The 13,568-nt window shown below is 37.5% G+C and carries 12 protein-coding genes; 10 read left to right on the top strand and 2 right to left on the bottom strand.

Annotation, left to right across the window (positions count from 1 at the left end; translation table 11 throughout):
- The first annotated feature begins 36 nt into the window (after nt 1-36).
- The 3 genes from ACQ7EO_RS14660 to ACQ7EO_RS14650 all read left to right on the top strand — a co-directional run bounded on the left by ACQ7EO_RS14660 (nt 37) and on the right by ACQ7EO_RS14650 (nt 1,442).
- Nucleotides 37-393: a hypothetical protein gene (locus ACQ7EO_RS14660; RefSeq protein WP_004721834.1), complete on the top strand. Its 357-nt coding sequence runs from the start codon at nt 37-39 to the stop codon at nt 391-393.
- A gap of 98 nt (nt 394-491) precedes the next feature.
- Complete coding sequence (locus ACQ7EO_RS14655) at nt 492-707, top strand: DUF1653 domain-containing protein (protein ID WP_004721833.1); 216 nt, start codon at nt 492-494, stop codon at nt 705-707.
- 141 nt (nt 708-848) lie between these two features.
- Complete coding sequence (locus ACQ7EO_RS14650; protein WP_034612124.1) at nt 849-1,442, top strand: O-methyltransferase; 594 nt, start codon at nt 849-851, stop codon at nt 1,440-1,442.
- Nucleotides 1,443-1,503: 61 nt separating this feature from the next.
- Here the strand turns inward: ACQ7EO_RS14650 and ACQ7EO_RS14645 are convergent, their stop codons facing one another.
- Nucleotides 1,504-1,710: a KTSC domain-containing protein gene (locus tag ACQ7EO_RS14645; protein ID WP_004721830.1), complete on the bottom strand. Its 207-nt coding sequence runs from the start codon at nt 1,708-1,710 to the stop codon at nt 1,504-1,506.
- A 229-nt stretch (nt 1,711-1,939) separates the two neighbouring features.
- Between ACQ7EO_RS14645 and ACQ7EO_RS14640 the strand changes: the two genes are divergently transcribed.
- Together ACQ7EO_RS14640 and ACQ7EO_RS14635 are read left to right on the top strand one after the other, a co-directional pair.
- A complete protein-coding gene (locus ACQ7EO_RS14640) occupies nt 1,940-2,443 on the top strand; it encodes an endonuclease V (protein WP_004721827.1) in 504 nt (167 codons plus the stop codon).
- A gap of 100 nt (nt 2,444-2,543) precedes the next feature.
- Nucleotides 2,544-2,900: a VOC family protein gene (locus ACQ7EO_RS14635; protein WP_056515960.1), complete on the top strand. Its 357-nt coding sequence runs from the start codon at nt 2,544-2,546 to the stop codon at nt 2,898-2,900.
- Nucleotides 2,901-3,000: 100 nt separating this feature from the next.
- Here the strand turns inward: ACQ7EO_RS14635 and ahpC are convergent, their stop codons facing one another.
- A complete protein-coding gene (ahpC, locus tag ACQ7EO_RS14630; protein WP_004721823.1) occupies nt 3,001-3,564 on the bottom strand; it encodes an alkyl hydroperoxide reductase subunit C in 564 nt (187 codons plus the stop codon).
- Nucleotides 3,565-4,184: 620 nt separating this feature from the next.
- On the opposite strand from ahpC, the gene ACQ7EO_RS14625 reads away from it, so the two are divergent.
- The 5 genes from ACQ7EO_RS14625 (at nt 4,185) to blp2 (ending at nt 13,522) form a co-directional block, all read left to right on the top strand.
- Nucleotides 4,185-8,165 carry a DUF3418 domain-containing protein gene (locus ACQ7EO_RS14625; RefSeq protein WP_434277822.1) on the top strand — a complete coding sequence of 1,327 codons (3,981 nt, stop codon included), beginning with the start codon at nt 4,185-4,187 and terminating at the stop codon, nt 8,163-8,165.
- Between the two features lie 47 nt (nt 8,166-8,212).
- A complete protein-coding gene (locus ACQ7EO_RS14620) occupies nt 8,213-9,328 on the top strand; it encodes a beta-ketoacyl-ACP synthase III (protein ID WP_239046054.1) in 1,116 nt (371 codons plus the stop codon).
- A 187-nt stretch (nt 9,329-9,515) separates the two neighbouring features.
- Entirely contained in the window at nt 9,516-10,298 is a 783-nt protein-coding gene (locus ACQ7EO_RS14615) for a 1-acyl-sn-glycerol-3-phosphate acyltransferase (RefSeq protein WP_434277821.1), read from the top strand.
- A gap of 189 nt (nt 10,299-10,487) precedes the next feature.
- On the top strand, nt 10,488-10,886 hold the full coding sequence (locus ACQ7EO_RS14610) for a GFA family protein (protein ID WP_434277819.1): 399 nt from the start codon (nt 10,488-10,490) through the stop codon (nt 10,884-10,886).
- 200 nt (nt 10,887-11,086) lie between these two features.
- Nucleotides 11,087-13,522, top strand: a complete 2,436-nt coding sequence (gene blp2, locus ACQ7EO_RS14605; RefSeq protein WP_434277818.1) for an Ig-like repeat protein Blp2 — start codon at nt 11,087-11,089, stop codon at nt 13,520-13,522.
- Nucleotides 13,523-13,568: the final 46 nt, after the last annotated feature.

Genomic DNA, 13,568 nt, shown 5'->3' with positions numbered 1-13,568 from the left:
AAGCGAACAACAATGTTGAAAGAAACGGGGATGCTCATGGCTCGTATTACACTAGATCAATTAACTGATATCGATGGTTTCGTTTGTGCTGCATTAGTAGATAGCGAAAGTGGTTTATCTTTAGCGACTGCAGGTGCAGGTTTAGACTTAGAATTAGCAGCTGCAGGTAATACTGAAGTTGTTCGTGCTAAGCGTAAAGTAGCAAAAGCACTGAAATTAGATGATGTAATTGAAGATATTTTAATTACATTAGGTAAACAGTATCATTTGATTCGCCCACTTGATTCAAATGAAAACTTATTCCTTTATCTTGTTTTAGATCGTTCTAAATCAAACTTAGCAATGGCTCGCCACGAGTTAAAAGCATTTGAAAAAGGCTTAGACTTTTCTTAATTTAAAAATTGAAAAGCATAAAAAACTCGTCTACGGACGAGTTTTTTCTTTGGCTATCCTGTATAACATAGATATCGTATTTAGAGTGTTGAGTGTAGATGTTAAAAGCTGGAATTTATAAACATTATAAAGGTAATTTATACCAAGTCTTTCATGTCGCAACACACAGTGAAACCCGTGAAAAAGTTGTGGTTTACCAATGTTTATATGATGATTATTCAATCTGGGTTCGACCTTATGAAATGTTTTGTGAGCAGGTCACATTAGAAGATGGTCAAGTCCAAGCGAGATTTGAATTTTTACATGAGGTTTGAGTTGTACTTGCTAGATTTTACCGAATGATAAAGTCACGAAATAAACCGTAACGATGTAACTTGTCAAAAGCTATGTATTGTCATAGCAATGACGTAAATGATTGAAATAATAACAATGATAGTGAAAAGGAAGATCTAAACATGAGTTTAAGTAACCCATTTTTGCAACGATTGAATGAACTATATCAATCCTTTATTAAGTTTGATGCTACACAGTGTGATCGTATTAAACGCTATCGAAATATCGAACCTGAATCAGCATTGTTTTTAGCCATGCAAGTGAGAATCCAGCAGTCTAAGAAAATTTTAGAGATCGGGACATCAACAGGTTACTCTACATTGTGGCTTGCAGATGCAGCCAAAGTCACAGGTGCCAAGGTGACAACGCTAGAGATCGATGAAAAAAGAACTCAGCAAGCGCAACTGCATGCTCAAGAGTTACAGGTTGATGACGTGATTGATTTTTGGGTAGGGGATGCACAAAAATACTTGGAACAATGTCAGGAACAATATGACTTTATTCTACTGGACGCTGAGCGCAATGCTTATTTAAATTACTGGATATATTTACAGAAGATGCTTGTAGAGCATGGTGGGGTATTGATTGTAGATAATGTGATATCACATGCTGCTGAAGTAAAGAGCTTTATCATGGAAGTTAAACGAGATGAAAGGTTTATGACCACAACCTTGTCGATTGGGTCTGGTCTGTTTGTGGTGACATTTAAAAACTAATCGAGTTTTTACATCAGGGAGAAATCTCCCTGACTTTGCTCTAAAGACACAGTTCTAAAAACTATAAAATTGAAAGTCGCTTAAAATGTAAATCGTATTCTAGGTATTTATGCACGAATGCTGTTTTATCACTACATCGTAGTAAATTATTGTATATAAATTCTGGGACAGGATGGTAAAGTTCACCAGAACCATTGTTATAAAAAATTTTTAAATACCGTGAAGAAGCATTGTACTTCCAAGAAGTCACGGTAATCATTGATCCCATAAGCAACCCCTTAAACTTTTGATTGTTTTACAGAAAAATATATTCTGTATCTTTTGAAATTAGTCTATTCACTTGAAGAAATGTATAGTGGTTTTGTAAATAAAGCTGTTTATATTTTGCTAAAGATATTCATATTTTGACATTACAGATTTTGGGCAAGATAAACACTTAAAAAATCATCAGTAAATGAGAAAATTGCTATTTTATTTTAGTCATTAAGAGGTGGATCATGATTCTTGCAATAGACGTTGCCTATACAGATAACTCTGCACAAGTTGCTGGTGTAGTATTTGAGTCTTGGGGGAGTTCAGTTGTATTGAATCATTACCTTATCACCATCAAACCAATTGCTGACTATGAATCAGGTCAATTTTATAAACGTGAATTACCGTGTATTTTAACGTTATTGGATTTGGTGAAAGAACCCATCGATATGATTGTGATTGATGGCTATGTCTATTTAGGCACTGAACAAACAGCAGGTTTAGGACAGCACTTATATGCTGCCTTAGCTGATAAAACCCCTGTGATTGGGGTGGCTAAAAATGAATTTAGAGGAACACCAAAGGAATTTGAAATTTTACGTGGACAAAGTGTTAAGCCATTATACGTCTCTGCCATCGGCATAGAATTAGTGCAAGCGAAACATAATGTACAGTCCATGTACGGGAAATACCGTATTCCTGAGCTACTCAAGCAAGTTGATCATTTGAGCAGAACAACGCAAAAATAATTTTTTGTTATCCTATATTTAGTGGTTTAAATGTATTATCAATTGACTCATATTTTATTTTCTATAGAACAATATTTTATAAATTTAAGGAGAAACATCGATGGATCAGTCAGCGGCTCGTCAAAAAATTTCCATTAACTATATTGAATTTAAGGTGAAAGACGTCGTACAAAGCAAAAGGTTTTATCAAAACTTAGGCTGGACTTTTACCGACTTTGGTCCTGAATATTGTGAGTTTGATTCAGGGGAGATAAAAGGTGGCTTTGCCCAATCTGATGATGTGCAAAGTTCTGGTGGGGCATTAATTGTTTTGTTTAGTGCTCAGTTAGAACAAAGCTTAGTGTGTGTGAAAGAGGCGGGTGCAACCATCGTACAAGAGATTTTTAGTTTTCCTGGTGGACGTCGTTTTCATTTTAAAGATTTAGATGGATATGAAATTGCAATTTGGTCGCATTAAATAAAAATCTACAAACACAAAAACCTATACATAAAATCTAATCCAAAAAAAACCACGCTAAAAAGCGTGGTTTTTTTATGTGTTTAATCTAATTCAAGAATTAGATTTTACCCACTAAGTCGATTGAAGGTGCAAGAGTTGCATCGCCTTCTTTCCATTTAGCTGGGCAAACTTCTCCAGGATGACCGTGAACGTATTGAGCTGCTTTAACTTTACGAAGAAGTTCAGAAGCATCACGACCAATACCACCAGCATTGATTTCGATGATTTGGATTTTACCTTCAGGATCGATAACGAAAGTACCACGGTCAGCAAGACCAGCAGATTCGATTAAAACTTCGAAGTTTTTAGCAAGAACCCAAGTTGGGTCGCCAACCATTACATATTCAATTTTTTTGATTTCTTCAGAAGAATCGTGCCAAGCTTTGTGCGTGAAGTGTGTATCTGTAGAAACAGAGTAGATTTCAACGCCTAATTTTTTGAATTCAGCATAGTTGTCAGCAAGGTCACCAAGTTCTGTTGGGCAAACAAAAGTGAAGTCAGCTGGATAGAAGAAAACTACAGACCATTTACCTTTAAGATCGGCTTCTGTAACTTCGATGAATTGGCCGTTTTGGAAAGCTTGTGCTTTAAAAGGTTTAACTTCAGTATTAATTAAGCTCATCATTATCTCCATGATTGAGGTGTTTATCTAATATTTAACTAGAATAATGAATTTTAGATTATTGGGGAAATAGTATTTTTTTATCGCTAAGATCGGAAAATCAAATTAGCGTGCTCCAGATACATTTCACCAAAAACCGTTGTTTTGTCAGTATTTCATCAACTAAAGCAAATAAAGATGATGTTTGAATGACAAAGCATCCTTTTTTAATCTGTTACAAACATGATGCTTCTGGGGCTATATTTCAAGGGCGATTTCTAAAAAAGATATAAAATTTATTTCAATGTATAGAATTTGTTCATATAAGATAAATTGAATTTTAACTACATCACATTTCAATGTTGTATAGCGTGGAAATGATATGGGTGGCTGCTGTTTTGTACTTAAGCATCACTTCAAGCTACCTGGTTGATGTAGATCATACAGCAATAGATTTAGGTCTATATGAATATTTGCAGCCACAGACAGTTGCTTAGTTGAGTGAGCTTTAGCAGCTTTAAAATATTATTTTTATAATACATATATAACGTAAACATGAATTCACTTTGATTGGACTATCTCTCCTGTGCTTTACAGCGTAAAATATTCCGTTCAATTTTAAGTATTAGGATAATGCGTCTGTGCCAAATCAGTTAAATGTCGATCAATGGGTTATGGTACGAGATCGCCATCGTTTAAATCGACTGAAAAAAGGAAAAGATGCTCATCCTGAAAAATTCCAAGAACTGTTTGAGAAATCAAACCATCAAGTCAAAAAAAGATTAGCCAGTCTACCGACAATCAAACTCAATCAGGATCTACCGGTTACCCAGTATGCAGATAAACTGATTGAAGCGATTCAAAAGCATCAGATTATTATTGTTGCAGGGGAAACGGGTTCTGGTAAAACCACGCAATTACCACAGATAGCAATGCTTGCAGGTCGTGGTTTAACTGGGATTATTGGTCATACTCAGCCTCGACGTCTGGCAGCACGAAGTGTATCGCAACGTATTGCTGAAGAAGTTGGTGAGAAGCTGGGTGAAAGCATCAGTTTTAAAGTGCGTTTTAATGAACAAGGATCAAACGATTCAATCGTTCGCTTAATGACGGACGGTATTCTTCTTGCTGAACTTTCTAATGATCGTTATTTAAATAAATATGACACGATTATTATTGATGAAGCGCATGAACGTTCATTAAACATTGATTTCATCATGGGTTACCTGAAGCAACTGGTAAAAAAACGTCCTGATTTAAAAATCATTATTACTTCAGCAACATTAGATGTGAATCGCTTTAGCGAATATTTTAATGGCGCACCGATTTTTGAAGTGGAAGGACGTAGCTTTCCAGTAGAACTGCGTTATCGTCCGATTTCTGAGATGACGATCGGAGGCAGTGATGATGATGACTTTGATGATTTTGAAGAAAATTTACCACGTGCGGTGGTACAAGCTGTAGAAGAATGTTTTAAGGATGCTGAATCTAAGGGGCATCCTGAACATGCGGATATTCTTATTTTTTCAAGCACTGAACAAGAAATTCGAGAACTACAAGAGACCTTACAAAAATTTGGTCCTAAACACACGCAAATTTTACCTTTATATGCACGTTTAGCTTTAGCCGAACAGCAGAAAATCTTTAATCCCTCTGGTGGTGGGCGACGTATTATCATCGCAACCAACGTCGCTGAAACAGCGTTGACTGTACCGAATATTCGTTATGTGATCGACAGTGGTTTTGCGCGTATTTCTCGCTATAACTATCGTTCACGGGTACAGCGTTTACCGATTGAAGCGATTTCTCAAGCTGCTGCAAATCAGCGTAAAGGCCGATGTGGTCGTATTGCACCAGGTGTTTGCATTCGCTTATACAGTGAAGATGATTTTCAAAGTCGTCCAGATTTTACTGAACCCGAAATTAAACGGACCAATTTAGCATCAGTTATTTTACAGATGCAAAGTCTGGGTTTAGGTGCTGTAGAAGATTTTGATTTTATTGAGCCGCCAGACCATCGTTTGGTCAATGATGGGCGTAAGTTACTGATTGAATTAGGTGCTATCCATGAAGTGCAAAATTCAAATAATCTCCCTCAAGCGGTTGCACAAAGTGAAAGTGAGGTTTCCCAACAGGGAGTAGTAGATGGTGCTAAAGCAAAAAAACTTGCTCAACCTGCTACTAAAAAAGCCGAACTTCAAAACAACAGTTTAACCAAAATCGGTCTACAAATGGCAAAAATGCCAATAGACCCACGCCTTGCACGGATGATTCTCGGTGGTGCTCATTTTGGGGTGCTGAATGAAGTTTTGATTATTGTTGCGGCGCTTGCAGTACAAGATCCACGCGAGCGTCCTGCTGATAAGCAAATGCAGGCGGATCAAAAACATGCATTATTTAAAGAAGCGGATTCAGATTTTCTATTTTATATTAAACTGTGGAATACACTGACTGAAAATCGTGAAACTTTAAGTGAAAGCAAAAGACGTAATTTTGCTAAACAGCATTTTCTTAGCTGGTTACGTTTACGTGAGTGGAAGAAAACGCATGAACAATTACTGGATTTAGCACAGGGCTTAAAACTTTCATTCAATGAAAAGACAGCCAGTTATGAAAATTTACATCGTGCTTTATTGACAGGATTATTGTCCTTTATTGCCAATAAAACTGACGAACGTAATATTTTCATGGCAGTTCGTCAGCAAAAAGCCCGAATTTTTCCTGCATCGACCTTACATAAAACCAATACCCCATGGGTAATGGCATTTGAAATGGTCGAAACCTCACAGGTGTATTTACGCACACTAGCAAAAATTGAGCCTGAGTGGATTCTTTTAGCTGCACCTAACTTATTAAAACATCATTATTTTGAGCCACATTGGGCGAAAAAACCGGGTGTGGTCAATGCTTATGATCAGATTTCATTATTTGGGCTGATCATTGAACCGAAACGCGCCACCAATTATGAAAAAGTGGATCAGTTGGCTGCGCATGAAATTTTCTTAAGAGATGCACTAACCACAGGAAACTTGGGAACAACGCCACCATTCTTAAAACACAACCTATTGAAGCTTGAAGAAGTCGAGCGTGTGGAAGACAAACTGCGTCGTCGTGATTTGGTTGTCGATGAAGAAACCATTTATCAGTTTTATGCCGCAAAAGTGCCTACTGAAATTGCCAGTCGTCGTAGTTTTGAAGATTGGCGAGCAACAGTAGAACCGCAGAATCCTCGTTATCTGTTTGTTGATGATGATGATTTATGGATGAATGACCGTCCGACCACGCAACAATTTCCAGATTATTTACATAATGGACAATTACGTTTAGCTGCCAGCTATCGTTTTGATCCAAGTCATGATGAAGATGGCGCAACAGTAAAAATTCCGGTACAGGCCTTAGCGCAAGTTGATGAAAATATTTGGTCTTGGGGGATTCCGGGCTGGCGTTTGGATTTAATCGAAGCGTTATTAAAAGCCTTACCAAAAGATAAACGTCGTAATTTGGTGCCGATCCCAGATACAGCCAATAAATTGATCAAAGCAGTCGATGCGCAACATTTGCATCAGCATATTTTTGAGTTTTTGGCATTTCAATTACGTGGTGAACAAATTACCAGTAAAGATTTTTCTTTTGAACGTATTGATCAGTACTTAATTCCATTTATCAAAGTAATTGATGAAAAAGGCCGCGTGATTGAAAAAGGTCGTGATCTTGCCGAACTTAAAGCACGTTGTCGTACTGAAACACACAGTCCGGTCAAACAGTTAAAAGGTGAGTTTACTACTTTCCCTGAAAGCTTTGTATTTGAGGCCTCTCAGAAGGTGACAGGGGTTGTGGTTAAACAATATCAGGCACTGGTCCCAAGCAAAGACTTTGCTAAGTTAGAGTTGAAAGATGACTCTGGTATTGTGATTCAGACTTTTAATGATCAAAGTGAAGCGATTAAGCAGCATCGTGAAGGCGTAATTCGTTTGATTCATATGCAATTGGGGGATTTGATCCGTCAATTGAAAAAGCAAATTTCCAAGCCACTGGCATTGGCATATTCACCTTTGGGCGATAAAGCACAACTTGAGCAAATGTTGGTGTACGCAACATTACAAATGGCAATTCAAGATTTACCCATTAATGCTGAAGAATTTGCGATAGTCATGGCTGATGTGAAAAAGTCATTTTTAAGTCATGGTCAGGAAGCATTAAAGCTGATCAGTGAAATTTATATTCAATGGCAGGAAATACGTCAGCAATTGCTGATGTTGGATCAAGACGTATTTGCTAAAAATATGAATGATATTGAAGATCAACTGGATTTAATGAACTTATCCAATTTTGTTTATTCAAAATCTTCCGATATTTGGCAGGAATATCCACGTTATTTAAAAGCATTGTTATTGCGTTTAGATCGATTGCCGAATAATCTAAATCGTGATGATGCTGCAATTAAAGAAGTAGATCCTTGGATGGATAAACTGTTTAAGTTTAAGTCGGATGTTCGTGTTAAAGAAGTCTACTTCATGGTTGAGGAACTACGTATTTCATTATTTTCTCAACCGATGAAAACCAAGATGCCGATTTCGTCAACCAGAATACAAAAAGTATGGGAAAAGCTTGGAATCGGTTAGAATAGAAATAATTTGAAATATTTGTGAATTTAAAAAAGGAGTTTTACATGGGCATCCGTATTACAGGTACAGGTTTGTACCATCCTGAAGAAGTGATTACCAATGAAGAATTGGTGGATTGTTTAAATGCTTATGTGGAACAATTTAACAGTGAAAATGCTGAAAAAATTGAAGCGGGTGAAGTTGTTGCCCGTCGTGGTTCTAGTGCAGAATTTATTGAAAAAGCCTCAGGCGTAAAGCGTCGTTATGTAATTGAAAAATCAGGTGTCCTAGACATTAATCGCTTGCGTCCACGTTTAGAAGAACGTTCAGATGAAGAGCTTTCAATCCAAGCAGAGTGGGGCGTAATTGCAGCAAAACAAGCGATGGAAAATGCAGGCGTAACTGCAGCAGACATTGATGTGGTGATTTTGGCTTGTTCAAATTTACAACGTGCTTATCCTGCTGTTGCAATTGAAATTCAAACTGCATTGGGTATTCAAGGCTATGCTTATGACATGAATGTGGCGTGTTCAGCTGCTACATTTGGTTTAAAACAAGCCTATGATGCTGTAAAAACGGGTGCACGTCGTGTGTTATTGGTTAATGTGGAAATTACCTCAGGCCATACTGACTATCGTTCACGTGACTGTCACTTTATTTTTGGTGATGTTGCAACAGCTTCAATTATTGAAGAAACGGACAGCAAAACAGGGTTTGAAATCGTAGATACCCATTTGTTTACCCAATTCTCCAATAACATCCGAAATAATTTTGGTTTCTTAAATGGTTCAGAATTAACTTCTCGTGATGATAAGCAATTCCGTCAAGATGGTCGCAAAGTATTTAAAGAAGTGTGTCCATTGGTTGCGAAAATTATTTCTACACAATTGGAAAAGAACAGTATTCAACCTGAAAACGTAAAACGTTTTTGGTTGCATCAAGCCAATGCCAATATGAATGAATTAATTTTAAAACTCATTGTCGGTAAAGAAGTTGCAGAAGCGGATCCTGATTTGGTACCAATCATTTTAGATGAGTTTGCCAATACGTCTTCAGCAGGTGTGATCATTGCATTACATCGTAGTGCGGATCAGGTGAATGATGGTGAATATGGTGTACTGTGTTCATTTGGTGCAGGTTATTCTGTGGGTTCAATCCTTGTGCAAAAGCATGTTGCTTAAATTATAATTTTATAAAAATCCCCCCTTGCGCCGCGAAAAGCGCAGTTCAGCTACGTTGAAAAAGAGGGGGGGATTGTCGAGAATTTAAGTTATTTTATTTGTGTAAAGCTCTTCCCTGAAAAAGGGGGAGTCATACGCTTAAGGCTAAGATCAAATAATGTTGAAAAGTATTTTGTAGAGATACAGCATGACTGAAAAAACCTTGAAAATACGACACAACGCTAAATTGATTCGATTAATAAGCAGCTTACAGCGCTTTTACTTTCGTCCAACATTTTTAGGTACTGAAAATTTAGTGCCGAATAAACCAGCCATGTATGTCGGTAATCACACCATCTATGGTGTTTTAGATTCTCCGATTCTGATTGATTATTTATTTACAGAACATAAAATCGCAGTGGTCAGTTTAGCTGATCATATGCATTTTCATATTCCGATTTGGAAAGAAGTGGTTAAACGTGTTGGTGGGGTTGATGGTGTACAAGAATATGCCAAAGAAGCGATGCGACAAGGTTATTCGATTCTGGTTTTTCCAGGCGGCGGTCGAGAAGTCATTAAACGTAAAGGTGAAGCCTATCAACTGATCTGGAAGCAACGCTTTGGTTTCTTAAAGTTGGCTCAGGAATTTGGTTATGAAATTGCTCCTTTTGTGGCTTTAGGTGGTGATGAAGTTTTTGATTTAGCTTTTGATGTAAACGTACTGCTTAAACAAAAGTGGTTTAATAAAATATTATCAAATCCCAAAATAGGTTCATTGCTTAGACAAGGTGAAGTTATTCCTTCGATTCCAAAGCATATTATTCCAAAGCGAATCTCTTTTTATTTTAAATTTATGCCACGATTATCTATTGACCAGATAGAAAACATGGATGATATGATTGAATTTCGTGATCAATTGCAAGCGAGCATTTATACTGAAATTGAGGCGTTAAAGTCCTATCGAGCACATGACTTGGAACAAAAAGCTTAGAACAAAAAACCTAGAACAAAAAACAATCTTTGAGATCGTATATGTCTACGATGGAGTTGGAGCAATTTCAAGATACCGTGAATCGCATCCATCCTGAACTTTTTTACGTTATCCATTTGATTATTGATAAGTTATAAGCGTTACAATTGATCGATAAAATGAGTTTGCTCACAATATAGAGGAATAAAAATGTATACAGCTTCATGCCTTTGTGGTGGTATTCAACTGAGAATTCATAGTGAAATCCCTCAAATATTTGTCTGTCATTGTCAGCAATGTCAAAAAGCCCAAGGTTCAGCATTTGTGGCGATTGCTCCTATTCAGACTAAAGATTTAGAGATTGTTCAAGGACAGGCATTGTTTCAAGAATATTATGCCACTGAAAATAAAAAGCGAACGTTTTGTAAAAGATGTGCATCCCCATTATTTAGTGCACGTTTAGACCTACCTGAGATTGTGAGATTACGTGTAGGCATTGTAAATGAGCCTGTTCAAGGCAAGATTGTTTCACATGCATTTACTGACAACAAAGCTGCTTGGTTTGAAATTTTGGATGATGCCCCACAATTTGCTCAAGCGCTTTGTTAAAGAGTGAAGTTATATGTGAACAACAAGAATGCTGGATATTTATTGTTTAAATAAGATTTTGTGCGCTATCTTACTTATTTTTAAGTATCTGAATTTTATATTTTTATAAATAATTCAGAAATCAGTTTAAGTCGTTTGTATATATAAATACCTTCTGTATAATTTTCAAAAAATACACTTTAAATCAATAGAAGGTATAAATGACAAGAATAGTCGTCGCTGCAAAACAAGACAAAATATTACTACAGGATTCTCAAGCAAAAACGGTCAGTTTAGATCAACCTGCTATTATTCAAATTGGTGTCACACAACAAGATGTGAAAACACTTGAGCGATTAGGCGATAAGCTGATTATTAGTTTAAACAATGGTGAGCAAATTGTTTTAGAGGGGTTTTTTCAAGCCAATTCAACCACAACGCATTCTTTAACGTTCCCCAAAGCAGATGGAAGTTTCTCACTTGCTCACTTTGATGCCAATGGAAAATTTACAGACTATAGCGGTTTGCAAAAACTCGACACTTTACTCTATGAAGGCGCCAATACCGCGGCTGTTCAACAAGTCTCTGCCTACGAAGATTCAACCCCTGAGTTTTCATTTTCAAATCTATTTTCTTCAAGTGCAGTGAAAGCAGGTGTTGGTCTTGTTTCTGCAATTGGTTTAGGTTTGGCATTGATTGATAATGGGGGCAGTAATCAATCAAAGGGTATTACCGACATTATTGCACCGAAAACGCCGACAGCAACATTGAATGCAGAGGGGACTGAAATTAAGGGTACCGCTGAAGCGGGTGCGACTATTTATGTGATTGATAAAAACCAGAAAGTGATTGCTACAGCAGTGGTCGATAAAGATGGAAATTATTCTTTGACATTGCCAGAGGCTTTGCTAAACAACAATACTTATTATATCAATGCAAAAGACAAAGCTGGAAATGCCTCAACCTATACCTCGGTTGTTGGCACGAAAGATACCATTGCACCCAATGAGCCTCAAGGGCAGTTAAATGAGCAAGGAAATATTGTTACTGGTAAAGCAGAAGCGAATGCCACAATTAATGTATATGACCCAGCAGGTCAACTGATTGGTACTGCTAAAGCCAATGCACAGGGACAATTTTCTGTTGCCATTTCTCCTGCTTTAACCACAGGCCAGATTGGTACAGTCGAAGCGATTGATGCATCTGGAAATAAATCAGAAAAACATAATATTGAAGTGGGTAAAGATACTATCGCACCTGATCAACCCAAGTTTGAGGTATCTAAAGAAGGGAATTCAATACACGGAACCGCAGAAGCAAATGCTAAAGTGATTATTCAAGATTCAACAGGTGTGGTGATTGCAACGGGTACGGTAGACGCCAATGGTAAATTCAATATCACCATTTCTCCTGCTTTAGATGCAAGCAAGACTGGCAAAATTATTATTGAAGATGCTGCTGGAAATAAGTCGAGTGCTGTAGAAATTAAAGCTGGACAAGATGTTTTAGCGCCAGATAAACCCGTGGCCAATTTAAATGCTGAAGGCACTGTGATCACGGGTACCGCTGAAGCAAACTCCAAAATTTCAGTCTATGACAGTGCCAATAAATTATTAGGCACAGCAACAACGGATGCAAACGGAAATTATTCTGTCACACTTTCAACAGCGTTGACTGAAGCAAAAGTCGGCAGTGTATATGCAACAGATGCAGCTGGAAATCAGTCAGCGCTTAGCTCTGTAACAGGTACCAAAGATGTAACCGCACCTGCTAGTCCGAAAATCACAGATGTGGTTGATGATGTGGGGGCAACTGTAGGTTCTGTTGCTGCAAATGGGACGACAGATGACAAGCGGCCTGTGATTTCGGGAACCGGAGAAGCTGGGGCAACTTTGATTATTTATGACAATAATCAGGCGATTGGAACGGTCACAGTCGGTGCAGATAGTAAATGGTCATATAGTTTTGCTTATGATTTAACTCTGGGGAGTCACAGTATTACCACTGTACAAACGGATAAAGCAGGGAATACCAGTTTAGTGAGTGATGCACGAACATTTACTGTAGTCGAAATCGCTGCAAAAATGGCAGTTTTTGATGAAGCGTCAGCTTTTCATGCTGATTTAGCTGATTCAAATATTAACTCAGCTAAAAGTGCTGATGCGATTGGATCAGGTGTTTTACATTCTGAGCCAGAAAGTAGCGCTCAAGTATTCGATCAATCGACACCAATAGAAAATCAATTCTCGCAGCTCCATTCAAATGTTTCAGATGTAGATCATACCGCTATAGCTGGCAGTTCAGCTATTCTCAGTACAAGCATAGCGACTGTACTGCAAGATGGGCTTGAGAATACCAAAGTTGACGATATCAAGGTTGACAATATCAAGCTAGCCAATACCAATTCTTATGACAGCACGGCCATTTCAGTCGATGAATTATTGGCAAAGACTTCAGTCAATGATTTAACTACAAATCAGATTGATGATGTGCTTGCTCGAACAATTGATCAAAGTGCTACAACCGTTGTCGATGATGCTAAAAATACTGAATTGTTCGCTTTCAATAAAGCCGAAAATCTATCAGCGCAAGATATACCTGTATTGCAATCTGATCTGATCAAAGATTTGTTTGATCCACAATTACTAACCTTTTGATTGAAAATAAGCAGATAAGCACCTACGGGTGCTTTTTTATTGAAAC

Source organism: Acinetobacter sp. CE-15, from assembly GCF_051059255.1.
GTDB lineage: Bacteria > Pseudomonadota > Gammaproteobacteria > Pseudomonadales > Moraxellaceae > Acinetobacter > Acinetobacter guillouiae.
This window is presented reverse-complemented; position numbering and strand designations above follow the sequence as displayed.